At 58.9% G+C, this 25,460-nt stretch carries 21 protein-coding genes and 1 tRNA gene; 13 read left to right on the top strand and 9 right to left on the bottom strand.

Annotation, left to right across the window (positions count from 1 at the left end):
• Positions 1–54 precede the first annotated feature (54 nt).
• Positions 55–591 (top strand): 2-C-methyl-D-erythritol 2,4-cyclodiphosphate synthase, encoded by a 537-nt coding sequence (gene ispF, locus KIH75_RS06565; protein WP_219055962.1) that lies wholly within the window; start codon positions 55–57, stop codon positions 589–591.
• Positions 592–776: 185 nt separating this feature from the next.
• Here the strand turns inward: ispF and KIH75_RS06560 are convergent, their stop codons facing one another.
• From KIH75_RS06560 to KIH75_RS06545, 4 genes are all read right to left on the bottom strand, one after another.
• Positions 777–1,256, bottom strand: coding sequence for a hypothetical protein (locus KIH75_RS06560; protein ID WP_219055961.1), 480 nt, complete (start codon positions 1,254–1,256; stop codon positions 777–779).
• Positions 1,257–1,480: 224 nt separating this feature from the next.
• Positions 1,481–2,317 carry a metal ABC transporter permease gene (locus KIH75_RS06555; protein ID WP_219055960.1) on the bottom strand — a complete coding sequence of 279 codons (837 nt, stop codon included), beginning with the start codon at positions 2,315–2,317 and terminating at the stop codon, positions 1,481–1,483.
• Between the two features lie 180 nt (positions 2,318–2,497).
• The gene (locus KIH75_RS06550) at positions 2,498–3,376 is read right to left on the bottom strand and encodes an ABC transporter ATP-binding protein (protein WP_219055959.1); all 879 of its coding nucleotides are present in this window, start codon (positions 3,374–3,376) and stop codon (positions 2,498–2,500) included.
• Positions 3,377–4,052: 676 nt separating this feature from the next.
• Positions 4,053–5,258 (bottom strand): metal ABC transporter solute-binding protein, Zn/Mn family, encoded by a 1,206-nt coding sequence (locus KIH75_RS06545; protein ID WP_236028091.1) that lies wholly within the window; start codon positions 5,256–5,258, stop codon positions 4,053–4,055.
• 108 nt (positions 5,259–5,366) lie between these two features.
• Between KIH75_RS06545 and KIH75_RS06540 the strand changes: the two genes are divergently transcribed.
• From KIH75_RS06540 to pyk, 6 genes are all read left to right on the top strand, one after another.
• The gene (locus KIH75_RS06540; RefSeq protein WP_219055957.1) at positions 5,367–6,254 is read left to right on the top strand and encodes a bifunctional methylenetetrahydrofolate dehydrogenase/methenyltetrahydrofolate cyclohydrolase; all 888 of its coding nucleotides are present in this window, start codon (positions 5,367–5,369) and stop codon (positions 6,252–6,254) included.
• A gap of 155 nt (positions 6,255–6,409) precedes the next feature.
• Entirely contained in the window at positions 6,410–7,882 is a 1,473-nt protein-coding gene (rpsA, locus tag KIH75_RS06535) for a 30S ribosomal protein S1 (RefSeq protein ID WP_219055956.1), read from the top strand.
• 262 nt (positions 7,883–8,144) lie between these two features.
• The gene (gene coaE, locus KIH75_RS06530) at positions 8,145–8,756 is read left to right on the top strand and encodes a dephospho-CoA kinase (RefSeq protein ID WP_219055955.1); all 612 of its coding nucleotides are present in this window, start codon (positions 8,145–8,147) and stop codon (positions 8,754–8,756) included.
• 21 nt (positions 8,757–8,777) lie between these two features.
• Positions 8,778–10,889, top strand: coding sequence for an excinuclease ABC subunit UvrB (uvrB, locus tag KIH75_RS06525; RefSeq protein WP_219055976.1), 2,112 nt, complete (start codon positions 8,778–8,780; stop codon positions 10,887–10,889).
• A gap of 85 nt (positions 10,890–10,974) precedes the next feature.
• Complete coding sequence (locus KIH75_RS06520; RefSeq protein ID WP_219055954.1) at positions 10,975–11,991, top strand: TerC family protein; 1,017 nt, start codon at positions 10,975–10,977, stop codon at positions 11,989–11,991.
• Between the two features lie 568 nt (positions 11,992–12,559).
• Entirely contained in the window at positions 12,560–14,005 is a 1,446-nt protein-coding gene (pyk, locus tag KIH75_RS06515) for a pyruvate kinase (RefSeq protein ID WP_219055953.1), read from the top strand.
• Between the two features lie 297 nt (positions 14,006–14,302).
• On the opposite strand, the gene KIH75_RS06510 is transcribed toward pyk, so the two are convergent.
• Positions 14,303–14,917 (bottom strand): NUDIX domain-containing protein, encoded by a 615-nt coding sequence (locus KIH75_RS06510; protein WP_219055952.1) that lies wholly within the window; start codon positions 14,915–14,917, stop codon positions 14,303–14,305.
• Positions 14,918–15,262: 345 nt separating this feature from the next.
• On the opposite strand from KIH75_RS06510, the gene KIH75_RS06505 reads away from it, so the two are divergent.
• The 6 genes from KIH75_RS06505 to KIH75_RS06480 all read left to right on the top strand — a co-directional run bounded on the left by KIH75_RS06505 (position 15,263) and on the right by KIH75_RS06480 (position 22,169).
• Positions 15,263–16,561: a hypothetical protein gene (locus KIH75_RS06505; protein WP_219055951.1), complete on the top strand. Its 1,299-nt coding sequence runs from the start codon at positions 15,263–15,265 to the stop codon at positions 16,559–16,561.
• Positions 16,562–16,717: 156 nt separating this feature from the next.
• Positions 16,718–16,791: transfer RNA gene (locus tag KIH75_RS06500), tRNA-Leu, on the top strand.
• Between the two features lie 410 nt (positions 16,792–17,201).
• Positions 17,202–17,837 carry a hypothetical protein gene (locus KIH75_RS06495; protein ID WP_219055950.1) on the top strand — a complete coding sequence of 212 codons (636 nt, stop codon included), beginning with the start codon at positions 17,202–17,204 and terminating at the stop codon, positions 17,835–17,837.
• A gap of 585 nt (positions 17,838–18,422) precedes the next feature.
• Entirely contained in the window at positions 18,423–18,860 is a 438-nt protein-coding gene (locus KIH75_RS06490) for a TnpV protein (protein ID WP_219055949.1), read from the top strand.
• Between the two features lie 440 nt (positions 18,861–19,300).
• Complete coding sequence (locus KIH75_RS06485; protein WP_219055948.1) at positions 19,301–19,561, top strand: HipA domain-containing protein; 261 nt, start codon at positions 19,301–19,303, stop codon at positions 19,559–19,561.
• A 202-nt stretch (positions 19,562–19,763) separates the two neighbouring features.
• On the top strand, positions 19,764–22,169 hold the full coding sequence (locus tag KIH75_RS06480; protein WP_219055947.1) for a cell division protein ZapB: 2,406 nt from the start codon (positions 19,764–19,766) through the stop codon (positions 22,167–22,169).
• A gap of 65 nt (positions 22,170–22,234) precedes the next feature.
• Here the strand turns inward: KIH75_RS06480 and bcp are convergent, their stop codons facing one another.
• From bcp to KIH75_RS06460, 4 genes are all read right to left on the bottom strand, one after another.
• Positions 22,235–22,792 (bottom strand): thioredoxin-dependent thiol peroxidase, encoded by a 558-nt coding sequence (gene bcp / locus KIH75_RS06475; protein WP_219055946.1) that lies wholly within the window; start codon positions 22,790–22,792, stop codon positions 22,235–22,237.
• Between the two features lie 101 nt (positions 22,793–22,893).
• Complete coding sequence (locus tag KIH75_RS06470; RefSeq protein WP_219055945.1) at positions 22,894–23,304, bottom strand: hypothetical protein; 411 nt, start codon at positions 23,302–23,304, stop codon at positions 22,894–22,896.
• Between the two features lie 5 nt (positions 23,305–23,309).
• On the bottom strand, positions 23,310–24,044 hold the full coding sequence (locus KIH75_RS06465; RefSeq protein WP_219055944.1) for a hypothetical protein: 735 nt from the start codon (positions 24,042–24,044) through the stop codon (positions 23,310–23,312).
• A gap of 434 nt (positions 24,045–24,478) precedes the next feature.
• Entirely contained in the window at positions 24,479–25,180 is a 702-nt protein-coding gene (locus tag KIH75_RS06460) for an HAD domain-containing protein (protein WP_219055943.1), read from the bottom strand.
• Between the last annotated feature and the right edge of the window lie 280 nt (positions 25,181–25,460).

Genomic DNA, 25,460 nt, shown 5'->3' with positions numbered 1-25,460 from the left:
CTTCCTTCTTTTGTTTTCCGGCGGTTATGCGGGCCGGGGATTGGAGAGTGCGATATGGGTATGCGCATTGGCCAGGGCTTCGACGCCCACCGTTTTGTGAGCGTTGACGGCGGTGGCGACGGCCGCGGCTGCGATTGCAACGGTGAGGGCTCGCCGGCGGGGCGCGAGCTGTGGCTCGCCGGATTGCGCTGGGATGGTGGGAGCGTTGCCATCGAAGGCGATTCGGACGGCGACGTGGCGGTGCACGCGCTCATCGACGCGTTCCTCGCCGCATCCGGTCTGGGCGATATCGGCTCGCTGTTCGGCGTGGGCAAGGATTCGCGTGGTGCGGGCATGCACGGCGCCGACATGCTGCGCGACACCATCGAGCATCTGCGCTCCCATGGATTCGCACCATGCTCGGCATCCGTCGCGATCATCGGCAACAAGCCGAAGATCGGACCGCGGCGCGCCGAAGCGGCATCCGTATTGTCCGAAATCGCAGGCTGCCCGGTTTCCGTGACCGCCACCACCACCGACCACATGGGATTCACCGGGCGCGGCGAAGGCATCGCGGCTATCGCCAACGCGCTGGTGGAAGCCGCCGAATAAGCCGAATACGCCGAACACGCCGAATAAACGGTACGCGGCGCATACACGAGGGCCGTGGCCGAATCGGTTCGCACCGTTCGGCCACGGCCCTTATATGTGCTTTATGCGCGCTTTATACGCGTATGTGGCAATCCGTCACGCACGTTGCGAGACATGCGCACCGTACGCAGTGGAATCGCTATGCCTCACTTCTTGGAGGCTTCCACGGCCTTCACGGCCTTCTGCAGCGAAGCGGTGTGGCTCTTGTACCAGGAGATCTGCTCGTTCAGCTTGCCGGTGATCTCGTTGTACTCCTTCATGCTTTCGGCCGCGCACGCCATGTATTCCGGCGCCTGCGCCTCAAGCTCCTTGGCCAGCGCCTTGACGGTCTTCGGATCCTTGACCTGATCGGCGGTGATGTCGCTCGCGTCGCTCGCCTCATTGTTCACCACGTCGCTGTAATCGTTCATGGCCACGCGCAACGTGTCGGAGGTCTGCGCGCACTCCGCCTTCGCATCGGCGAAACGCTGCTTGTTCCACATGAACCAGCCGCCGGCGCACAGGCAGATCACCAGCACCACGGCCACGATGATCACCAGAGCGCGATGATTCGCCTTCTTCTCCTGCGCATTCTGTTCGCCGTTCGCGTTCTTAGCGTTCTTGCTGTTCTTCTCAACGTCTGCCATCGCTGTCCTTTCTCTATTCCGTTATCCTGTTTCATCCGCCGTTTCCGAAATCGAACCCAGACCGGGAAACGGCACAAGGGACACACCTTAGCAGAGTTCACGGATTCGGTGACGTGCGGCGTGTGGCGGCGACGCGAGGAGACGAGTGTTTGCGTGGCCGTGCGGCCGTGCGGTGGCGCAACCAAACGGGCATACAGGGCCGTGCGGCCGCGAAACGGCCGCACCTAGCGGCGGCGCCAGGCCTCGATGCCCTTGGCGATCGCCCAGAACAGCGTGGACAGCGAGACGATGATAAAACTCGGGGGAGCGGGGAACATCGCGGAAAGCACCAATCCGCCCCAAATCGCCGCGAGGCACAGCAGCCCGGACACCACCATCGACTTGAACGGCGTGCCGGTGAGAATATTCGCGGTGGCGGCCGGTGTGATCACCAGCGCGAAAATAAGCAGCGTGCCCACAGCCGGCACCGCGATCGTGATCACACCCGCCATAATCGCCATGAACGCCACATTCATCACGCCATTCGGCACACCCTTGGCCTGCGCCACCTCCTCATCCAAGGAACTGAACAGCAGCGGACGATAGATCACCGACAACACCACAAGCAGCAGCACGTCGAACACCGCGAAACCGACGACCTGACCGTCGGTGATCGTCAGAATCGAACCGAACAGAATCGACTGCATCTGCGAGGAAGCCGACGACGACAGGCGTGCGAAGAACAAACCCAAACCGGTGGCGAACGCCAACACCGTACCCGTGGCGATCTCACGCTCCGAAACGCGCTTGCCCAACGCGCCGATCACCAGAGCGCCGCCCAACGCGAACACGCCCATGCCCAGCGACACCGGAAGACCCAGCAGCACCGCGCCCGTCGCGCCGGGCAAACCGATATGCGCCAGCGCGTGCGCCGCGAACGTGGAATGCCGCACGATGGTGAAATACCCCATCACGCCCGCGGCGAGGGCGATGCACAGGCCCGCGATGAAGGCGTTCGTCATGAACGGGGCGGTAAGCGTCTCCATCCAGTTCGGGTCGAAGCTGAAATCGATGTTGGTCATGGGAGTCCTTGATTGAATGGTTGCTGGGTTATTGGGTTACCGGTTGGGTGGATGAGCGGATGGCTTTCCGGACGCGGACGATTCGGATCGGTTGCGGGCCTTGTCCACATACGTTGAGCACCGTGCGTGTCGGGAGTGTCGAGCGTGTCGCCGACGCCACCGACCGCGCCGGGTGAGTCGCTAATGCGTGTCGCGCTCGCCTCCGTGACCGGGGTGCGTGTGCCGGTGCATGCGGGCGAGCTCGTCCGCGGTGTGCATGTCCTGGATGCCGTCCTCCGGTTCGTCGGGCGTGGGCGTGACGAACATGTCGCCCTGCGGCGTGGTGACCACCTGCACGTTGGTGCCGTACAGGTGGGTGAGCAGCTTGGAGTCGAGAACCTGACGCATGTCGGCGTAATGCGGGTGGCCGTCGAGCAGATAGACCGCTCCGGTGAGGATCGGCAACAGCATGTTGAGATCGTGCGCCACCACTTGGATGGTCATGCCGAGCTCGCGGTTGAGCTGGTTGAGCAGATGCACCACGGAACGCTGCGAGGCGAGGTCGAGATTGGCGAGCGGCTCGTCGAGCATGAGCAGCTTCGGGTCGGAGACGATGGCCTGGGCTATGGCCACGCGCTGGCGCAGGCCGCCGGAAAGTTCGGACAGGCGGTATTTCGCCTTGTCCGCGATGCCCACGAACTCCATGGCCTGGTACGCCTTGGCTCGCTGGGCGCGGGTGGTGGGGTGCAGGCCGAGACGGGTGCCGGTCAGGCCCAGCAGCACCGACTGTTCGGCGGTGAGGTTCGATTCGATGTCGGCCGCGTAGTTCTGCGGAACGTAGCCGATGGACTTGTTGGCCTGACCGGCCGGAACGCCGAGGATGGTCGCGGTGCCTTCGCTGAGGGGCAGCAGGCCGAGTTCCACCTTCATCATGGTGGTTTTGCCCGCGCCGTTCGTGCCGACGATCGCGGTCACCGACCCGGCGGGGATGGCGAATGTGCCGTGCTGCCAGATCGTGCGGTCGCCGCGTCTGACCGCGGCATCGTTCAATTCGATGGCATAGCTGGTCTGGTTCTGCACGGTCGTATCTCCTTGGCGGTTCGGCGAATCCTTATGCTCGGATTATCCCAAACGATGTTGACAATCGTTTTCAATAAGGAGAGCTGGGGGGGGCTGGTGGCCCGTGCGCGGGCTTGGCGGAAATTTGAACGGCGATTTGCTGGGAAACTGACCGGAGGTTTGCCGGAAACCGGAGTGGCTTCGCCGAAGATCCGTTGGAAGCTTGATCGAGGCTTGCTGAAAACCGGGGGAGATTCGTCGGGGGCCCGTTCGCTGGGGTCTATCGGCGCCCCAGCGCCGGTGTGCCGGGGGACTAACTTGCTTATCTATGGCAGATTCCGGCCTTCGCGATTTGCTAGGTGGCTTATGTATGGCACCCACCTCACGAAAACCCGAGTATGGACGTTGGAATTTCAAGGCGGATACTCGCGGTTTCCCGGATTACGTGCCATAGATAAGCCACCTAATATTTGCCGAAAGCCAAAATCCGCCACAAATAAGCGAGATAGCGGGAATCGGCGGGCCAAAGGCGAGTCGGGGGAGTCGTAGCGGGGCCATGAGTGGCCAGAAGAAGTCAGAGGAAGACAAGGAAAGCCAGAGGGGAAGCGGGAAAACTCAGGGAGCCGTAACGGAACGGCGGCCATTCCATACGAACCCGTATGGAATGGCCGCCGTATGCAATCCGCAATCCGCGCTATCAGTTCTTGCCGTCGCCGGTGCCGCTACCACCATCGCTGGTGCTGCTATTGGCATCGCCGGCGCTGCCGTCGCTGGTGTCGCCGCCGCTATTGGCGTCGGCACTGCCGGAACCCGAACATTTCCTGTTCTTGGAGGAGCCATCGGCATCCTTCGAATCCGAAGCGCCATCCGAATCCTTCGAACCGGCGTCCTTCGAACCGGAATCAGAATCAGAGCCGGTAGAGTCAGCCGAGCCGGCATCATCCGCCCCATCGCCATCCTCCACAGCACAACCGAACTCCGGATCAACCGCAGTGGCAATACCGTCAACCAAAGCCGAAATCCAATCAGTCAACGACTCATACTCCTTCGGCATCTGCTCGCTCACATCCACCACCGGAACCTCAGCCTTACGCGCAGTACCCGTCAACATATTCGTCGTATCCGAAGCCTCCTGCGGATTATTCACCAGCAGCGAAGCCTTCTTCCCCTCCAACAACTCCTGGAACTCCTGTAAATCACCCGGCGCAACCTCACCACCATTCATCACTGCCTGCAAATAATTCTGAGGAGTCACATCCTTCAACCCCATATCGGACATCAGATAATACGACACCGACTCAGTCGCCGCATACGTGGCCTTCTCATGCCCCTCCGCGAACTTCCGCATCGTCTCATCCAACACCTTCTCCTGCTGCTGCCACTGCTTCAACCGCTTCTTGAACGCAGCCTTCTTCGCAGGACGCGCCTTCGAAAACGCCGCCGTCAACTCCTGCGCCACACTCAAACGAGCATCCTTCGAAAACCACAGATGCGGATCATCACCCTTCGTCGCACCCACAGTCTGCCCAGCCGAAACCACCGTCACATTACGAGACAACGACTTCGTAGCCCACGAATCATAATCCACACCATTGGCCACCACGATCTCCGCCTTACTCAACGCCGTCAAATCCGACGTCTTCGGCTCAAAATCATGCGCATCCACACCAGTCGACGCCAAAACCGACGTCACCTTCACATCATCGCCGCCAATCTGCGCAGCCAACGACCCCCACTGATTAATCGACGACACCACCGTAATCACACCGGTCCTCTCCACCACCTTAGGCTGAGAATCCTCAGTAGTGCGCCGGTCACCGAAACCACATGCCGCGCTCGCCAGCAGCACTGCGGAAGCGAGCAGCACTGCGGCCCCCTTGCGTATTGCGCGATTCGTTTGCATGGTCACATTCCGCCTTTCTCGCGGCCGTACGTCGAAGCAGCCGATACGATATCCTATCGTAGTGCCCCGCGAACGCGGGTACGGAAACGACAGAAGAGGGAATAGCGCATGTCCATAAAACTCGACGGCAAGGCGGTGTCCGCACAGATTAAGGATGATCTGCGCGAACGTGTGGCGAACCTGAAGCAGCAGGGGGTTACGCCGGGCCTTGGAACGCTGCTGGTGGGCAACGACCCCGGTTCGGTCAAGTATGTTGCCGGCAAGCACGCCGACTGTGAGGAAGTCGGCATCCGTTCGATCAAGCGCGAACTGCCGGAGGATGCGACGTTCGAACAGATCGCGCAGGCCGTGCGCGAACTGAACGAGGATCCGGAATGCACCGGGTTCATCGTGCAGATGCCGCTGCCGAAAGGCATCGACGAGAACGCGATCATCGGCATGATCGACCCGGCCAAGGACGCCGACGGCATGCATCCGTACAATCTGGGCGAACTGGTGCTGCATGTGCGCGGGGACGTGTCCACGCCGCTGCCGTGCACGCCGCGCGGCATCATCGAACTGCTCAAGGCGTACGACATCGACCTTGACGGCAAGGAAGTGTGCGTGCTCGGGCGCGGCATCACCGTCGGGCGTACGATCGGCCTGCTGCTGGCCAGCCGCGGCGTGAACGCCACGGTGACCCTGTGCCACACCGGCACCAAGGACGTGCATGAGCATATGCGCAGGGCGGATGTGATCGTGGCGGCCATGGGCGTTGCAGGATTCGTCAAGCCGGAGGATGTGAAGGACGGTGCCGTCCTGGTCGACGTGGGCGTGAGCCGCGTGTTCGACGAGGAGGCCGGCCGCTACCGCATCAAGGGCGACGTCGACAAGGATTGCCGCGAGAAAAGCGCCGCGTACACGCCGAATCCGGGCGGCGTGGGGCCGATGACCCGAGCCATGCTGCTGGCCAATGTCGTGGAGGCCGCCGAACGGCAGGTCGCGGCGCGCGCGTGAAAGGCGCGACACGCCTAGAATTTTGGGGCTGGGTGCCTGTAGACTGAATATTCGTGTGTGCACACGGGATTATGTCTGCACGGCACCCATGCGCGCATACAGCCAAAACTGAATATCGAGTAATATCCACCAACTATAAGAAACCATTTATTTATATGGCACAGAACAATAGCGAAGTCGCCAAGGTCGCCATCAACGACATCGGCACCGAAGAGGACTTCATCAAGGCAGTCGATTCCACCATCAAGAACTTCGACGATGGTGATCTGGTTGAAGGTACCGTCGTTAAGATCGATCACGACGAGGTGCTCCTGGATATCGGCTACAAGACCGAAGGTGTGATTCCTTCCCGCGAACTTTCCATCAAGAAGGACGTGGATCCGGACGAGGTCGTCGAGGTCGGCGACACCGTTGAGGCCCTTGTCGTCACCAAGGAAGACAAGGAAGGCCGTCTGATTCTTTCCAAGAAGCGTGCACAGTACGAGCGCGCTTGGGGCGATATCGAGAAGATCAAGGAAGCCGATGGCGTCGTCGAGGGCACTGTCATCGAAGCTGTCAAGGGCGGCCTGATCGTCGACATCGGTCTGCGTGGCTTCCTGCCGGCATCCCTGGTCGAAATGCGTCGCGTCCGCGACCTGTCCCCGTACATCGGCCAGAAGATCGAAGCCAAGATCCTCGAGCTCGACAAGAACCGCAACAACGTTGTGCTGTCCCGTCGTCAGTACCTGGAAGAGACCCAGTCCGAAGTTCGCGAGACCTTCCTCTCCCAGCTCAAGAAGGGCCAGATCCGCGAAGGCGTCGTGTCCTCCATCGTCAACTTCGGCGCATTCGTCGATCTCGGTGGTGTTGACGGCCTGATCCACGTTTCCGAGCTTTCCTGGAAGCACATCGATCACCCGTCCGAGGTCGTCAAGGTCGGCGACAAGGTCACCGTCGAGGTGCTCGACGTCGATCTCGACCGTGAGCGCATCTCCCTGTCCCTGAAGGCGACCCAGGAGGATCCGTGGCAGCGCTTCGCTCGCACCCACGTTCCCGGCCAGATCGTCAAGGGCAAGGTCACCAAGATCGTTCAGTTCGGCGTGTTCATCTCCGTCGAAGACGGCATCGAGGGCCTGGTGCACATCTCCGAGCTCGCCAACCGTCACGTCGAGAACCCGGAGACCGTGGTCAAGCCGGGCGAGACCGTGTTCGTCAAGGTGATCGACGTCGATCTCGATCGTCGCCGCATCTCCCTGTCCCTCAAGCAGGCCAACGATTCCGTTGACCCGGCTTCCGAGGACTTCGATCCGGCTCTGTACGGCATGCCGGCAGAGTACGACGAAGAGGGCAACTACAAGTACCCCGAAGGCTTCGACCCGAACACCAACGAGTGGCTCGCCGGTTACGAGAAGCAGCGCGAAGAGTGGGAATCCCAGTACGCCGCTGCTCACGACCTGTGGGAAGAGCACAAGGAGTTCGTGGCCAAGGAACTCGAGCACGCGGAGGAATCCGCCGCTGCCGACGGCCAGGCTGCCAAGGAAGAGAAGGTCGAAGAGGTGTCCAACTACTCCTCCGAGAGCACTTCCAACGGCACCCTCGCCGACTCCGACCAGCTTGCCGCCCTGCGTGACAAGCTGCTCGGCGAGTGAGCTGACAGCAGTCACTAAGGCTATACCTGCAAAATAAGTTGCAACATTAGCAGTTAGCTGCAAATGAGAGCCCGACCGGTTATCCGGCCGGGCTCTCATTGCGTTTTGGTGGATTTTCGTAGGTGCGGACTGCGGTTCCATGCCGTGCGTACACGGACAGCCGCGGTTCGTCGCGTTCGCAGCACGCGCAACCGGGAACCTGCGATTCGCACGTCGCCATGCTCGGCGGTTCGCAACGCGGTACGATACCTGTGTGAACGGTATGAGAATCGGATTGACCGGCGGCATCGCCGCGGGGAAAAGCACGGTCGCCGCGCGTTTGCGCAATCTGGGCGCATGTGTGATCGACTATGATGCGCTGGCTCACGCGGTGGTCGAACCCGGGGGAGTGGCGTTGCCCCGAATCGCCCGCGCATTCGGCAAAGATGCCCTGAATCCGGACGGTACCCTGAACCGCGCATGGCTCGCCGAACACGTGTTCGGCCCATCCGCCGAACCGGGGGCGCGTGAACGGCTCAATAGTATCGAGCACCCGCTCGTCTACCGCGAAGCGGAACGCATCGAACAAGAGGAATCGTCCGAGCATCCGCACGCGGTCATCGTGCATGATGTTCCGCTGCTCGCCGAAGTGATCGGCACCATTCCGTTCCGATTCGATCGCATCGTCACCGTGGAAGCGCCCGAAGAGACGCGCATCGCCCGCATGATGGCAACGCGTGGCATGACACGCGATCAGGCGTGCGATCGCATCCGCAATCAATCCAGCTCGGAGGAACGTCTCGCCATCGCGAGTGACGTCATCGATTCGACTCAGCCGTTGGAACAAATGTTCGAACAGGTTGATAGGCTGTATAGCCAGTGGAATAACGCGTAACGGTTCGGCAAAGGGGTCATGATGGGATTCAACATCGAGCGCACGAATAAGCCGTTTGTGGTCAAATCGCCGTACAAGCCGAGCGGCGATCAGCCCAAGGCCATCGAGGAACTCGCCACCCGCATCGAAAACGGCGAGAACGATGTGGTGCTCATGGGCGCCACGGGTACGGGCAAGACGGCCACCACCGCGTGGCTGATCGAACGGTTGCAGCGCCCGACGCTCATCATCGAACCGAACAAGACGCTCGCCGCGCAGCTGTGCGCCGAATTCCGCGAACTCATGCCCGACAACGCGGTGAGTTATTTCGTCAGCTACTACGACTACTACCAGCCGGAAGCCTACATTCCGCAAACCGATACGTATATCGAGAAGGATTCCAACATCAACGACGATGTGGAACGACTGCGCCACGCGGCCACCGCGAACCTGCTCACAAGGCGCGACTGCGTGGTCGTGGCCACCGTCAGCTGCATCTACGGTTTGGGTACGCCGGAAGAGTATGCGGGGCGCATGCTGTTCCTGCGGGAAGGCGACCAGATCGAGCGCGACGATCTGCTGCGCCGCTTCGTGGACATGCAGTACAAGCGCAACGACATCGCGTTCACGCGCGGCACGTTCCGCGTGCGCGGAGACACCGTCGAAATCATCCCCGTGTACGAGGAACTGGCCATCCGCATCGAATTCTTCGGCGACGAGATCGACCGCATCTCCACGCTGCACCCGTTGACGGGCGATGTGATCGCGCATGAGAGCGAGGTGCATATCTTCCCCGCATCGCATTATGTGGCAGGCCCGGAGCGTATGACCCGCGCGCTGAAAAGCATTCGCGCGGAACTCGACGACCGTGTGGCCGAATTGAAGAAGCAGGGCAAGGATTTGGAGGCGCAGCGCCTCTCCATGAGGACCACCTACGATCTGGAAATGCTGACCCAGGTGGGCGTGTGCTCGGGCGTGGAGAATTATTCGAGGCATTTCGATGGGCGTGCGCCGGGCACGCCGCCGCATACCCTGCTTGATTTCTTCCCCGACGATTTCCTGCTGGTCATCGACGAATCGCATGTCACAGTGCCGCAGATCGGCGCGATGTACGAGGGTGACGCGTCGCGTAAGCGCACGCTGGTCGAACACGGTTTCCGTCTGCCTTCGGCGATGGACAACAGGCCGTTGAAGTGGCCGGAATTCCTGCAGAGGGTCGGCCAGACGGTCTACCTGTCCGCCACGCCGGGCGATTACGAGATGGGCCTTTCCGACGGCGTGGTCGAACAGATCATCCGCCCGACCGGCCTGGTCGACCCGAAGATCGAAGTGCGGCCGGTCGAAGGGCAGGTCGATGATCTGCTGGCCGAAATCAAGACGCGCGTGGAACGCAACGAACGTGTGCTGGTCACCACGCTCACCAAGAAGATGGCCGAGGATCTGACGGATTACCTGCTGGAACGCGGCATCAAGGTCGAATACCTGCATTCGGATGTGGACACGCTGCGCCGCGTGGAACTGCTGCGCATGCTGCGCGAAGGCAAGATCGACGTGATCGTCGGCATCAACCTGCTGCGTGAGGGCCTCGACTTGCCCGAAGTCTCTTTGGTGGCGATTCTGGACGCGGATAAGGAAGGATTCCTGCGCTCCTACCGTTCGCTGATCCAGACCATCGGTCGTGCCGCGCGAAATGTGGACGGCACCGTGCTCATGTACGCGGACAACATCACCGAAGCCATGCATGAGGCCATCGACGAGACGAACCGCCGCCGTGAGATCCAGATCGCCTACAACAAGGAGCATGGCATCGATCCGAAGCCGTTGATTAAGAAGATCAGCGACGTGAACGACATGCTCGCCAAGGAGGATGTGGATACGCAGACGCTGCTCGAAGGCGGGTATCGCAATGCGGGCAAGGCCGGCAACACGCATCTTGGCGTGCCCGTCATGGACGAGGAGGAGGCGAACAAGCGCCACGAGGAGATTCTCCAGGCCGGTTTGCCCGCGCAGGATCTGGCCGGGCTGATCCGCCAGCTTTCCGAACAGATGCATACGGCCGCCGAACAGCTGCAATTCGAGCTTGCCGCACGCTTGCGCGACGAGATCCGCGACTTGAAGAAGGAACTGCGCCAGATGACGGAGGCCAATAAGTAGATGCCGGCAAAACGGCACGCAAGCGCGTTTCTCCGATTGCTAAGCGCTATGCGTGCCGTCATCGCCAGTCCGTACCATGGTGGGCATGGCTGAAACCCCTCTTGCTTTTGAAATCGCCACATTCGTGGTGCTCGCGTTGTTCTTCGCGGTCGATCTTTTCATCATCGGACGCAGGCCCCACGTTCCATCCACCAAGGAGTGCGTGCAGCATATCGCGTTCTTCGTCGTCATGGCGCTGATCTTCGGCGGACTGATATGGGCTTTCGCCGGTTCCAAGCCCGCCATCGAGTTCTATTCCGGCTGGCTCACCGAATATTCGCTGTCCATCGACAATCTGTTCGTGTTCGTCATCATCATGTCGAACTTCGCCGTGCCCAAGCAGATACAGAAATATGTGCTGAGCGTGGGCATCACCTTCGCGCTGGTGTTCCGTGGCGTCTTCATCCTCATCGGTTCGGCGCTGATCAGCCGTTTCACCTGGGTGTTCTTCATCTTCGGCGCGTTCCTTATCTACACTGCCATCAAGCTCGTCGTGGGTGACGATGATGACGATGAGTACAAGGAGAACGGCGTGATCCGCATGTTGCGCAAGGTCGTGCGCATCAGCGATGAATATGATGGCGAGAAGCTGCGCACCACCCGTGACGGTGTGCGCTACTGGACCCCGATGATGATCGTGTTCCTCGCCATCGGCACCACCGATGTCATGTTCGCCTTCGACTCGATTCCCGCAATCTTCGGCCTGACCAAGGATCCGTTCATCGTGTTCACGTCCAACGTGTTCGCGCTGCTCGGCCTGCAGCAGCTGTACTTCCTGCTCGGCGCCCTGCTGGATAAGCTCGTGTACCTGCCCGCCGGCCTGTCCATCGTGCTTGGCTTCATCGGCGTGAAGCTGGTGCTGGAGGCGCTGCACGAGAATACGGTGCCGTTCATCAACGGCGGCCAGCCGGTCGCCTGGGCGCCGGAGATTCCCACGTGGGTGTCGTTGGCCGTGATCGTTGTGGCGATCGGCGGCGCGGCGCTGCTGTCCGTGATGAAGATGAAGCAGATGGATTCCTCGTCCAAGGACGCCAAGGCAGTCAAGAGCTCCAAGGAAGCGTAGGGGATTTCGTTTCCGTGGTTTTCGGGCGGGTTCGTGTAAGGCGGGCCCGCCTTTGTTGTATTCGGTGGCGGCGTGCGACGTAGCGTGCTTCGTGTTGCGTTGTTCTGCGATGGGTCGCGCTGCGTTGTGCTGTGTTGTATTGCACTGTATTGCATTGCGACGAATTTAAACGGGCGATGGTGCCTAATTCGTATAAATAGACGTGGGAATAGGCACGATTGGGTGCAGATGGGCGCTGAATGTAGGCATGGGGAATACTGGGCGAATTTCTAGAAAATGTCTATTAAATAGCGGAAAAACAATAGGCGAATATCCGGGGGATTACGTTTGCCTGCAGTGATTGATGATCCGGTCCGGATGGTGGGTAGGGGAGCGGGTGGAGCGCGGAACCGTTGGAACTGCTGGGAAACGCCGTGTCGACTCGGAATATGCCTATAATTGTTAGCGCTCACATAAAAAATAGGTAAAACGGTGTTTATCGCAAAACGCGCGAGTAGACTTGCGCGAGGAAGACAAGGTTGTCAGACCTTGTCCGTTGCAATAACCGCAGTAGTTAAGGAAAAGGCATATGCGTAAAGCCAAGATCGTCGATACCATCGGTCCCGCCACCGAAACCCTCGAAGGTATCACCAGCCTTGTCGAAGCAGGCATGGATGTGGCTCGTCTGAACCGCTCCCACGGCACTCCTGAGGATCACCTCAAGGTCTACAACAACCTGCGTGCGGCTTCCAAGGCTACCGGTCGCAACGTCGCCGCCCTCGTCGACCTGCAGGGCCCGAAGATTCGTTGCGGTTGGTTCAAGAAGAACGCCGAAGGCGAAGACAAGGTCCAGCTGACCGAAGGCCAGGAATTCATCATCACCACCGACGACATCGAAGGCGACGAGCACATCACCTCCACCACCTTCAAGGGTCTGCCGGGCGACTGCCACGCCGGCGATCCGATCCTGATCGACGACGGCAAGGTCCGTCTGGAAGTCACCAAGGTCGAAGGCAACAACGTGCACACCAAGGTTGTCGTGGCCGGCCCCGTGTCCAGCCACAAGGGCATCAACCTGCCGGGCGTCGCCGTGTCCCTGCCGGCTCTGACCGAGAAGGACGAAGAGGATCTGCGTTGGGCCATTCGCACCGGTGCCGATATCATCGCCATGTCCTTCGTGCGTTTCGCCACCGACATCGACCGCGCCCACGAGATCATGGACGAAGAAGGCCGTCGCATCCCGGTCGTCGCCAAGATTGAGAAGCCGCAGGCTCTGGAGAACCTCGAAGAGATCGTGAAGGCCTTCGACGGCATCATGGTCGCCCGTGGTGATATGGCCGTCGAGTGCCCGCTCGAAGAGGTCCCGCTGGCCACCAAGCGCTGCATCGAGCTGGCTCGCCAGTACGCCAAGCCGGTCATCGTCGCCACCGAAGTCCTCGGCTCCATGGTGAACTCCCCGGTCCCGACCCGTGCAGAGGCCTCCGACTGCGCCAACGCCGTGCTCGACGGCGCCGACGCCACCATGACCTCCAACGAGACCGCCGTCGGTAAGTACCCGGCAGTCACCGTGAACACCATGTCCCGTATCTCCAACTACGCCACCGAGCACGGCTTCGACCGCATCCCGAAGCTGAGCGATCTGGACATGTCCTCCACCGGCGCCGTTTCCTCCGCCGCCGTGAACCTGGCTTACAAGCTGAACGCCAAGGCCATCGTCGCCTACACCCAGACCGGTTCCACCGTGCACCGCGTCTCCCGTGAGCGTCCGTCCGTCCCGATCTTCGGCCTGACCAACAACGAGCACACCTACCACTGGCTGGCTCTGAGCTGGGGCACCGAGTCCTTCCTGATCGAAGAGGACTACCACGACAAGTCCCGTCGCGACCTGATGGAATTCACCGACAAGATCCTCAAGGATGCCGGCAAGGTCACCGACGGCGACAAGATCGTCGTGCTGAGCTCCGCCCAGGGCGAGCACCAGCCGGGCAGCACCGACAGCATCTACGTGCACACCGTCGGCGCCAGCCAGGAGTGATTGCATGTCGCCTCGCAGCGTGACGTCACAGTGCGGTAAGCCGTGACAAAGCGCCGCGACAGTGCGACAGAGCAACGCTATAGCGCAATGCGGGTGTCTGCCTCCTCGCGTGGGGAGGCGGGCACCCGCATTTATTGTTCATGGCTGATGTTTGCTTATGCCTCGGTGCGCGCGCCTATGCGTCACACGATGGTGCGACGGTGGCGGTGCCCGGTACTGCCGGCTGCCCAGTTGTTCCGGCGGCTGGCAGTGCGCCTTGTTGCTGGACGGGTTGCCGTGTGGATTCGGTGAGTTGAATCAGGCGTTGGAACCGTCTGCATCCTGGGCGTCGAGCAGGCCATCATGCAGACTCAGCAGTGCGACCAACGACTTCGCGTCGAGAATCGTGCCGTTGATGACCAGCTGATGCGCCTCCTCCGGCGTCACCAGACGCAGGCCCGGACGAGGTGTTTCGGGACCGAAATCGGAGATCTGCGCAGGCGTGAGATCGGTCGCATAGAACAGCGATGTGTACTGGGTGGAATAGCCAGGCATGTCCATGATGCGTGAGAACTGCCTGATCTTCCCGGCCCTGAAACCGGCCTCCTCCTCCAACTTCTGACGGGCGATATCCACGGGGCGATCCGTATGGGAAGCGCCATGCCCGCCCGGAATTTCCAGCGTCCACCGGTGGGTGGAAAGACGATACTGTTCGACCAGCGGAATCCTGCCGTCATCGGTGACGGCGAGCACCCCGACGGTGTCTCCATGCTTCACATGGATGAAATCGCGTTCGAAAGGCTTGCCTGCCAGCGAGTCGAACGCCACATGATCGATATTGAAGCAGTGCGTTTGCAGGACCACCTTGCGCGACATTTCCTGAACCGGGGCGGTGCGCCATGGGTCGAATTGCCGATGTGTTGTGTTGCCCATTCGAGCCTCCTTGCGTGAGCGAACACTTCCATTCTACGGGTGAAACGCCCGAAAACGGTGTGAGACACTGTGAATACGCGTGCAAGGGAATAGGGCGATGGGCTGGCGCGGCGGCACAAAGCATGGCATGGGATGCTGCCGTCAGATGAGTTGTTATAACATTGCCGGCGCGTTCCTGCACCCTTATGCTGGAATCATCGGTGCCGCCCGACGATGAGCGGCTCGTTTCTCTTCCGCTCACCGATATGCTCACTGACATGCTCACTGACATGGTCGTGTCCGCATTCGTAAACGCCACATCCGGAAATACTGAATATAGCTGGCCCCGCAAGGAGATCAATAGCCATGCAACGCTTTTCATATGAGCCGCGACGTGTGCTGAGGTGTTGCGGCGGTATTCTCAAGCGATATGCGGTTCTCATTCTGGTTCTGCAATTCCTTACACTGTCCGCCTGTACGCAGCGTGCGAACGTCGTGAAATTTTCCGACGCTGATCTGACGGATGCGGTAATCGCGTTTTCGATGAACTATCAGGTGCGGAAAATTGACATCATGGAACATAAGGGTTACATGATTCTGGTCCGCAAAGACGGTTCATACAGTGCGATAGTCACTTCCGGAATGGGAACTCAGGTGCCGCTTTGGACACGGCGCTTCCTGTATTTCTCCGACCGTGATAAGGATTACCGTCTTTCCGCGGATGGCACAGAGCGTCACGTCACTGATTTCCCTAAGACCAATGTTCAGAACCATATGCTCGAAGTGGATGAGAACACGGTTCTCGGCGTATACGACAAAGGATTCACTAAAGATCGGGACAACCAGTTGCAGCTTGTATGGTATACCCCCGATCCCACGAATATGACCACCGTTAATACGAATCGGATGCATGCCATCGCCTCATGTGATGGGCAGGTGTACGGCGTCAAACAGGAGACTCCAGTCCTCGGTGACGATTTTCGATTGAATCTCATCGCGTTCGCGCCGAACATGCCGGCTCGAAAGGTCGCGTCCGTCGACAATGAGAACCCCAGCTTCCAACTGCACGATACGTCCAACGGAGTGCCCTGCGTGGCGGGGAGAATACTACTGCTTGAGAGTTTGGATAGTGAACCCGACGAGTCGCTCACTCCCGGTGATGGGCTTGATGGCTTGACCATGTTCAACGCCCCGTCCACCTTCAGGGCTGTCATGAAGTGGTGGAATGTCAAAACGGGTGATATCCAGACCATACCTGTTCGCTACCCGGATGGTACGGAACTGGCCGGCGAACGCATTATGGGATTCGAGTATGACCCATACTGTCTTGATCAGAACGGGAGGTTGCTTGCCGTCGACTCACGGACAGGAACGTTGCGAGCCATTGATTCACGGACGGGAACGATACTGCAACAGGTGCAGCCGACGTTTATCGAAAAGGAGGACAACGGCTACTTCTACCTACGGGCTACGCGTGACTACGCGTTTCTGCTTTTCGACGCGGTAAGGATCGGCTCATACCTTCCGAAACTGTTCATCTACCGAATTCATGATTTGGAGCCGGTAGCGGAGATCACATTCGGTCCCGCACTGATGAAACTGATCGATGACGAGCCGGATCTGCATCTCACCGAGTTCGTACCCAATCCTGTGATTGCGTTCTGAACGCAGTGGTTGCCGGCGCGCGTGGGGAGGGATTCCGCAGATGGGTTGTGGCTGGTTCTGTGAACTGTTCGGTGAACCGGATGCAGAATCAGCCACAGACAACACGGAGTTGGAATAAATCAGGATTGTGTTGTATACTGCTCAAGGTTTGCATACGCCCCTGTATCCCAATTGGTAGAGGAAGCAGCCTCAAAATCTGCGCAGTGTGGGTTCGAGTCCCACCGGGGGCACCGATTCGACGAACAGCCGCGGCCGGGTATTTCCCGCCGCGGCTTTTTCGTTTTGGTAGACGTCTTTCTTCTTCGATCCTTTCTCGGCGACGAGGAATTGCTGGTCACACGGATTAAGACTGGGTATATACGCTCGTATGAAACGGTGTCTCCGATTACAAATCCGAATTTCTTTAATCGAGGTGCGGCCTATCTGTGATTGCTATGGCTGTGGACAAGTAGGTGTCTCTTCGGCTGCGGTCATGACTGTAATTATGGCCGCAATCATAGAGCTGCAGTCCAAAATGTGTGCCTTATGGCAAGCTGGTCGGCGATGCTGCTCTTTCTCCGCATGGCAGAATGGGTGCTTCATAGGCCTTTCGTGTAGACTGGTCACAGTCAGTGATGTGTTGAGAAATAAGGGAGGGGTCGTGCACGATGAAGAACACGATGAGAATCATGACGATACCGGGGCTGAGCGGCGCACGGAAACTGGAACAGCGTCGGGAAGAATCGATGCAGTTCGCTCAGATGAATCTGGACAAGCAGACAAGGAGCCGGATTGTGATTTCAATGCTCGGCAAGATTCAGATGTCGAAGGCGGAGGCCAATCAGAAATAGCGAATCGTGAGATAGTGGCGCAAATGATTGCGACGCTCATGCAAATGGGTGTGAGTGAGTCGTACTCCGGAGCGTTGCCGAAACCGGATGATTTTAATAAGTATCCGGTCGACGTACAAGAGCGTATGTGCCGCTGGAATGATGCCTTTACAACTGACGAATCGGAACGGCAGAATCTTCTTGTCGAGGCGGAGATTGATCAGGCCCGTAAAGGTATGTGGATCAGCGGCGCCTTATTCCTAATTGCGATGCTGTTTTCACTCATTGCATACATCACCACGATGTCGCCGTGGTCGTTTGGGTTTTTGGCAGTTCCGGTCGTGTCCATGATTGTTAATCTGTTCGAACCGGTGTCATCGCGCAGTAGTAGGGATAAACAGAAAACGACTCAGCCCGCATCATCCGGGAATGCTCGGGGGACAGAGAACGATGCTCGGAGTAGCTGAGACAATTCAGATTGCCGGTGTTCTTACTGTTTCGGGGATGAGATGTCGTCTGACTGGGATATACAGTTGAAGTTAATGGCCTTTACCATGCTTGGTTTTCATGCCGGGCGGGCAAGGCTGGGCGGCATCCGGGCCAGCTACCGTGAGCGCAGCCCCGCGCGAGGATTCGTGCGGACGTGAGTGGGCGTTGTAGGCCAGCAGTCGGTCGAAACACTGGAATGTGCGACTGTGCATCCTCATGATGAGGCTTTGTCATGTAGCCGACAGTAACGAATGGTTCGGGTTCGATGGGAAAGGCGCCTGATCGGCGTCTTTCCCTTTTTCTTCTTACGGAACGTTTCCCGATGAGGAGTCTCTTGAGAAACGGCGGTTCGTTTTCGGAATATCCGTGACCGCCGAACCCATGTGACAAGCCATGTTTACGGCTGGATATATCGCGTTTTTTACGGTCCTCCATAGCGGATGAAGCGGAATCGGGGAGACGGAATGAGGGCGACACGCTGGGGAAAGACCGCGGAGAAAAGCGTGGTAAACGTTTACTCACGCGTTTCGGCGCGAGAAACCAAAAAGCAGAAGGGATCGATCATGGAAGAGATGGTCTGGAAGGACAAGGACCTCGAGGCGCTGTACAGGAAGAACCTGGAGGCCATGAGGGAACGGCACAGGAAGTATCCGGAACTCGCGAGCCCGCTGGCCAAGCCGTACACGGTGTTCACGGAGAACAGCCAGCACGGGATCCAGAACATGCGCATCCGCTGGCTGATGGACAACCACCCGCGGGAGTTCCGCGAGATGATGATGGCCAACGTGCTCGAGGAGCATCTGCAGGAGACGGAGCGCCGGACGATGCACCGGTACGGCAGGTACATGGACCTGCTCATGGAGCGCAGGCACCTCGTGAGGCGCACGGACGTGATGGCCGCGCACCCGGAGATCACGGAGCGCGACCGCTACTACGGGATGCAGCAGGCGCAGCACGACGCGATGGAGATGGCGATCCACGAGGTCGTGGAGAGCTTCTAGCGTCGCTCGACCGAAAGAGGGGAGAAAGAACCGGGAGCGGATGGAGGCATGAAATGGCATGATGCAACCGTGGAATCGCGAGACAAGCAACCATGCGGAAATTGCTTCCATCCGCCCATACCGGGTTCATTGCGCAGCTGAAGGAATAACCATGATTATGCTGGTCGACTTCGATGACTGTCCCGGATCCGGGCGTTTCCACTCAGGCAACACCGAGCGCAAAGTTGGCGTGAAATGGAAGGAATCGTGCTGGATACTCAAATCCCCGAAAACAAGCGGAGCATCTCAAAAGGTCGTGTCTTCATCTTCATATGCCGTGTCTTCGTTGGGTGAGTACTTGGGGTCGCATGTGTATGAAATGCTCGGCATTCCCGTCCACGAGACCATGCTTGGCGTTCGAGAGGGAAAGATGGTGTGCGCGTGCAAGGACTTCGCCATGAATGGACTGCGGCAAGCCAATCAACCCTCTGGAATACATGGCATCCGGGCAGGAACCCGAATGCAGCCACGCTTTGGATCGCTTCATGGAGCGATACGATCCATCGAGCCTAGACAAACTGATCGACTCACTGCCCGAGCATGCTTTCGGTCTGACCGTTCTGCCGGACATACTCCGCGAATACTACAAGCGAGTCATGGCATACCGGTACGAACATGCGTTCCTGCCGGCGTGGAAGGCCACCGTTCCGTTTGTGGGATGAGCCCTGCCTTCCAATGAACGAAACAAATAGAACAGGCGGATCGTTGTAGAACGGCAATCGGTCGAAGCGTCAGTTGAGGCGGCGGGCCGAACCTGCCACTGGGAGAAAGCGCGGCGGGGCGCCTGCTTGGCCGCACTATAATCGGAGTCAGCCATTCAGCCTTCAACGGCGATTTCAGTGTGTTCAGCGGAAGGGAACGGTCATGAACGAACCTGAAGACGGTATGATTATCCGTGACTCATTCGAGTTGTCCAATTTTGTCAACTGGCTGCGCCGTTCGACCCGTGATCGGATCTGCGTGCTCGTCTCCGAACGCAAGAACGGGCGGCCGCCCGTCCCGATCAAACGTATTCGTTCCGCCATCAACGATCGCGCCATTGTTGTCGAACTGCCCAATCATCTGCAATCCGTATCCCGCACGATGCTGGACACCGTCGACCCTTACTTCGGCGCCTCCCGCGTCTTTCCGCCCGGCGATTCCTGGTGCACCGATTTCGCCCTTGTCCCGTTTATACAGCCGCAGCTCACCGAGGATGAGTATCTGCGTCAAATCAGTGATTGTATCGACGCCATCGAGCGCCCGCGCACCGCACGAACAGAACCGGTGGAGGACCCGTCTCCCTCGGAGGGTACCAGTCTCGCCGATGTCCGCGTCCGCGAAGATGCGAAATGGTATCTCATTGATGAAACGCATGTCGACGAATGCGTCGGGTCCATTCTTTCCGCGAATCGTGATATCCCGGTGATCCTGGTGTCGAAAGCCTTGGGGTATGCCAAGCCGTTCATTGACATGGAAGCGCTGGTGCAGGCCGTGAGCGACGGGGCGATCATCTTCGAGATCAAGGATGAGGGCACGAGCAAGCTGCTTTACGACAGGCTGCCCAATTGGGCTCGGGCATACCATGGGGCGATCAGATTCATTCCGTTCGACGCCGTGGACACCAACGGCGCCGGAGCGAATCTGTATAAAATCTATGGCGTTGCGGAGAGCAAACAGACGGTGGAAGAGCTCGTCGACAGGGTCAATGAGGATTTGTCGTCGAGCGAGTACGACAGTTACGGACTCGACGAATCCAAAACCGGCGAAGACCCCGACTGGAATCGGGACGCTGCCAACACCGAAGGCGCTGGAACGGAAGATTCCGGCAGCGGCAAAACCGATTCCACGTCAGTGGTTCCCAAGAAAAAGCAGGGCAGAAGCTGCGGTCTTTGGAAGCAGCTTGCGCGTATGAACACCTCGACAGCGAAGGCGCAGGGGGACACGGTCGAGGCTTATGTGAAGATGATCCTCGAAGGTGATGTTCCCTACGTGCAGATTCCCGGCGAGACGAAATTCCGTAAGGTAAACGTGACCGGCCTGACACGTGAAGTCGCCGAAGCCTTCGTGAACGCGGGATACGAACCGGAACCGGGCGGGGAACGCATGTATCCGAGCAGCTGGATACTACGCCCGGACCAGCGCGTACGAGGCTGGCGAGACGGTTCCGACGGGCTCATCCTGGCCGCTGACTGGGTTGCGCCACGCCAGACGCTGCAACACTACATGCCGGGGAAAGTGGTCGCCGGCATGGTTACCTACGTATGCGATGACATGTTCAAGCTGCTGTTCCACCCGGGAATCGGAGACAATCCGCCCGTGGAGGCGACGGTGCAGCGCGCCGACTTCCTTGCCGGCACGCACGTCGCGTCGGACATCGACCTGCGCCCGGTACTACGCAAAGGCCAGGTCATTGCGGTGAAGATCATCTCGCGCGAACAACACGACGCCGTCTCGGACGACGAGTGGCTATGCGCGCTGCCGCCCCAAGGCGAAACCCATACGTTGGAGGAACCGCCAAGCCTGCTCCCAGACGGCCCAAGCTGGCTGTGGATCGACCCACGGTTCATCGCCGCCGCCCCACGCAAAAAAGGAGACAACGAGCGATCCGGTGGCAGCAACCCATTCGCATACCTGCCGTTCATGCAATCCAAACAGACGCTTACGGCGGTCTCGTTCAAGGATCTCCTCGAATCAACGGCAACACTGGCATCCGCGCATGAAACGATGCACACGCTATACGAACAGCTTGCGGACAGCCAACAACGGAACGAAAAACTCGAACAGGAAAACAAACGGCTCAACGGCAAAAACCAAAAACTCAGAGAACAAAGCAGGGGAGCAGAAAAAATGCTAGACGACACCAACCCGATCATCCCCTTCGAAGGGCACTTCGCCACCCTGCAGGAAGAAATCGATTGGATGATACGAGCCCAGTCGATCCTGCAATTCACCGCGGCGGAACGAGCCAAACGACCCCTAGACGACTGGTCATACGCCCCTGACTTCTTCGACTCGCTACGCGAATGCGAACACGGCGACATGTCACGCGCATCACTGATACGCACAATGGTGTTCGTCCTCATGGGCAAAGAAGCGACGCAAAAAGGCCTGCAACAACATCGACTCCGCGAAGGACGCGGCGGTGACGACGCGGACCGTCTAGACGAGGAAGGCAACGTGATCTACCGGGTGACGGTGCACGGACAATACCGCCTGCACTACACGCGAAACGTCGCCAACCACGTGAAATTCCTATCCGTCAACACCCATGACGAATTACTGAGATAACCAGCCGAGATGGCCAACCACCCGCGACGGTAGGCTTGGTTCCCGCCAAACAACGGAACCTAAACCTACCGCCGCAACCACTCCTGATCGCCAAGCTTGTCAAGCTTGTCAAGCGCCCGAAGCAACGAATCGACATGCCCCTTCGCACGCACGTTATATCGGGCGACACGAATCACACCATCACCATCGATCACGAAAGTCGAACGAATCACACCTTCACGAACCTTGCCATACAACTTCTTCTCACCATACGCGCCATACAAACGATGCACTGTCAAATCGGAATCCGACAACAACAGGAACGTCAGATGATCGCGCTCGCGGAATCGGGCGAGTTTGTCCAACGGATCCTTCGATACGCCGAGCACGGTGAACCTGCGGGAGGACAGGCGTGCGAGATTGTCGCGGAAATCGCAGGCTTCGGTGGTGCAACCCGGGGTCATCGCCGCCGGGTAGAAGTACAGGACGATGTTCGTGCCACGCAATGTGGAAAGCGTGACGGTACCGCCGGTGTCGGAGGGGAGCGTGAAGTCCGGGGCCGTCTGCCCGGCTTCAAGCCGTGCGGGAACGGCGGCGGTTGTGAATTGGGATGCGGGGATCGCTGACGGATCGATGCCGGTCATGATTGCCTCCTTGTGACCTTTCAAGGCTTTGAGCGACGGCCCGATCGGCTATCGTTTCCCGATGGTCTCGCGCCGTCGCCGAACCCGTGACAGCACCCATCCTACGCGCCCAAATGCGTGACGTGATCGAGATAACAGCGCAACGCCAGCTTGTACGTATCCCAGTCCTCTGCCGGATCGGGCACATTGGTATTGGCATCCATCGCATCAATCACGTAATGCAGGTACAACAGGTAGTGGCGTGCGCAAAACTGCTGCTCGTAATGAGCCTCCAAGTCGTAGCAGTCAAGCCAGGAGATGCGGTATTCCGCCTTTCCTTCGCACTCCCCGTACCTGTAATCGCACTGGCGATCCTCATCATCATGATGATCGTCGGGCAAAGCGATCGGAGGAAGATCCCCGGTGAAGTCTTCGCCTTCGACGGTATCGAGCATGAACGTGATCTGGGTGAGGGGCGTCTCACGGGGTATGGCGCGCTCGATCAGCGGCGAACGGGTAATGGTGCAGGTCATGTGAATTACTCCTTCTGATTGTTGTCGTACAAGGAACCGCAGATACGGTTCAGCTGTTCCTCCAACGCAAGAATCTCCGACATCATGTCGTATTCATCAACCGGACAGTCATCGAACAGCTTCGGATAGCGCGTCATAAGTGCGGACAGCGAGATGCCGTCCACAACCGAGGCCTCCACGCCCCAACCGCTATGCCACTGATTGATGATGATGGCGGACTGGTCGGGAAGCAGAAGAACATTGCCCGTCGTCCGGTCACGCAACAGCAGAAGCGTGGAATCGTATTCGTCATATCTATCGTCGGAGATGAGCCCGTTTTCATCGAGCTCCTCGTAGTGCGCGATGGACCGATACGAGATGGACGATTCCTTGCTTGCAACGGGCCAACCGTTCCTGCCGACATCGAACGTCGCGAACTCGTAGGAGAAGGATTGCATGTTGATCGGCTGATTTCTGCGCATCCTGGCCATGGTTGCAGCCTCCCGACATTGCCAGAGATCGGTCACGAGCTGTTCCTCCTCCTCGTCCGGCCGATCGTAAAGAGGCATGTAGCGCTTGAAATAGCGGCGCGACGACACGTAAGAACGAATATCGACAGGGCGGATCACCTCGTAGAGGGCGGCGAGGAAACCGATGCTGTTGATCTGATCCTGCACAAGTTCGACGGCATCGGGCACCGTCGTGTTGCCGACCCAAACGATATGGCTACCGGATGATTCCGTATTGGCTGCAGTACTCATACTCCCACATTCCTTTCATACGCGCGGCGGTTACATGCCTATTCATGCGTCCCGCTTATTCATGCGTCCCGCTCCGCTTCGTCTGCCGAAGGTTTCTTCCAACCGGTCTCTCGCCGGCTCCATCGGCCTCCACTGTGTCTAACCGGACAAAACGTTGCGGAGCAAAAGAGGGGGAACTGTAATAGCTGCGATGTTGCAATGGGTGGTGCGATTGCACTCGCGTGTTTTCCGCATATGTTTGCATATGATCATTGGGCGGGAGCAAAAAAGGGTGCTCCTTCCATGGTGGGAAAGCGGTACAACGAAGGAAAAGAGGACTGAATCGGAAAGCTAACGGGGAACCTCAGTCCGGCAAGGACAAGCGAGACGAAGGATTCGGCGCGTGTCCCGATTCCTTTCCGGAGGGCGATCTGTCTTTACCTTCGGTTTGCGTTTCAGAAACCGTGATGGATGTTCTGCGTTGCGCAGGAGGGTTCCATGTCGAATGTGACGGCGCTGAACTGTTCCGGTTGCCGCACGAACGTGTCGATCAGTTTCCACTGGCGACGGCTGATGCCGATGCGGTAATCCGGGCGAACCATGAGGACCGGCGCTTGCGGTTGCAGTTCCTCCAGTTGCCGTGCCCGTTGTGCGGTGCATTCGTCATCGTCGATCCAGACGGTCGGCGCCGGGCTGTCCATGCGGTTTTCGATGCTGACGTGGCGCTGAATCGTCTGCCATTTGCCGGTGCTGCGCCGCGCATTCGTAATCGGGTCGTACCAGGTGACGACCTCCACCAGTTGGGGATCCCAGCCGAGCAGCGGATCGAGTTGCTGCTCGCAGTACGGTTGCCAGGTGGAAAGCCAGTAGAGTTCCGCAAGGCCGTCCGTTGCGAGTCGGTACATGGCGTCGGACAGTTCGCTCGACCAGTGGATGCGCCAGGAACCTTCGGGCGTATGCGCCATTTCGTTGCCGTCCGTATGGAACGCGTTCGCCGGGTCGTACAGTTTCGCATACGGGCTGTCGGATTTCGCCCACGATGGCACCTTGTTCACGCCGCCGCGGCGCAGTACTTTGCTGTCGGGGAACGTGTTGAGCACGCCGTCGAAGTCCGTGAAGATTATGGGCTTCGAGAATGCGGTCTGATTGTTTGCCATTGCGGTTCACTCGTCCTTTCCGTTTGCTTGGGGAATCATAGCCTGCCTGCATAGGGCTTGCCATACTCACCCTGCTTAACCGGACAAAACGGTTGGTTTGGTGCTGAGGTTCCTGCGCCACCACCCATTTTCGGACAGAATTACGCCGATTTTGTCTGATTCCGGTGAAGGGGGTTCTGCGAGGAGAGGCGTGGTGTTTTACCGTTTTCGGACAGAATTGGGCGGATTTTGTCTGATTCCGGTCTGTCTCTTCTCCACATCTGACGCTGCCGACGAATAG

The sequence above is a fragment of the Bifidobacterium pongonis genome, assembly GCF_019331805.1.
Classification (GTDB): domain Bacteria; phylum Actinomycetota; class Actinomycetes; order Actinomycetales; family Bifidobacteriaceae; genus Bifidobacterium; species Bifidobacterium pongonis.
The sequence above is the reverse complement of the archived record's forward strand: the minus strand, read 5'-3'. Positions and strand labels throughout refer to the sequence as shown.

Excerpts from the sequence above, each read along its gene's own strand:
- KIH75_RS06505 (WP_219055951.1), top strand. The coding sequence starts at position 15,263 with ATGCAACGCTTTTCATATGAGCCGCGACGTGTGCTGAGGTGTTGCGGC.
- KIH75_RS06555 (WP_219055960.1), bottom strand. The coding sequence starts at position 2,317 with ATGACCAACATCGATTTCAGCTTCGACCCGAACTGGATGGAGACGCTT.
- KIH75_RS06485 (WP_219055948.1), top strand. The coding sequence starts at position 19,301 with ATGGACTGCGGCAAGCCAATCAACCCTCTGGAATACATGGCATCCGGG.
- KIH75_RS06510 (WP_219055952.1), bottom strand. The coding sequence starts at position 14,917 with ATGGGCAACACAACACATCGGCAATTCGACCCATGGCGCACCGCCCCG.
- uvrB (WP_219055976.1), top strand. The coding sequence starts at position 8,778 with ATGGGATTCAACATCGAGCGCACGAATAAGCCGTTTGTGGTCAAATCG.
- KIH75_RS06520 (WP_219055954.1), top strand. The coding sequence starts at position 10,975 with ATGGCTGAAACCCCTCTTGCTTTTGAAATCGCCACATTCGTGGTGCTC.
- KIH75_RS06545 (WP_236028091.1), bottom strand. The coding sequence starts at position 5,258 with ATGCAAACGAATCGCGCAATACGCAAGGGGGCCGCAGTGCTGCTCGCT.
- bcp (WP_219055946.1), bottom strand. The coding sequence starts at position 22,792 with ATGACCGGCATCGATCCGTCAGCGATCCCCGCATCCCAATTCACAACC.
- pyk (WP_219055953.1), top strand. The coding sequence starts at position 12,560 with ATGCGTAAAGCCAAGATCGTCGATACCATCGGTCCCGCCACCGAAACC.
- KIH75_RS06460 (WP_219055943.1), bottom strand. The coding sequence starts at position 25,180 with ATGGCAAACAATCAGACCGCATTCTCGAAGCCCATAATCTTCACGGAC.
- KIH75_RS06560 (WP_219055961.1), bottom strand. The coding sequence starts at position 1,256 with ATGGCAGACGTTGAGAAGAACAGCAAGAACGCTAAGAACGCGAACGGC.
- KIH75_RS06540 (WP_219055957.1), top strand. The coding sequence starts at position 5,367 with ATGTCCATAAAACTCGACGGCAAGGCGGTGTCCGCACAGATTAAGGAT.
- KIH75_RS06470 (WP_219055945.1), bottom strand. The coding sequence starts at position 23,304 with ATGACCTGCACCATTACCCGTTCGCCGCTGATCGAGCGCGCCATACCC.
- KIH75_RS06480 (WP_219055947.1), top strand. The coding sequence starts at position 19,764 with ATGAACGAACCTGAAGACGGTATGATTATCCGTGACTCATTCGAGTTG.
- ispF (WP_219055962.1), top strand. The coding sequence starts at position 55 with ATGGGTATGCGCATTGGCCAGGGCTTCGACGCCCACCGTTTTGTGAGC.
- coaE (WP_219055955.1), top strand. The coding sequence starts at position 8,145 with ATGAGAATCGGATTGACCGGCGGCATCGCCGCGGGGAAAAGCACGGTC.
- KIH75_RS06465 (WP_219055944.1), bottom strand. The coding sequence starts at position 24,044 with ATGAGTACTGCAGCCAATACGGAATCATCCGGTAGCCATATCGTTTGG.
- KIH75_RS06490 (WP_219055949.1), top strand. The coding sequence starts at position 18,423 with ATGGAAGAGATGGTCTGGAAGGACAAGGACCTCGAGGCGCTGTACAGG.
- rpsA (WP_219055956.1), top strand. The coding sequence starts at position 6,410 with ATGGCACAGAACAATAGCGAAGTCGCCAAGGTCGCCATCAACGACATC.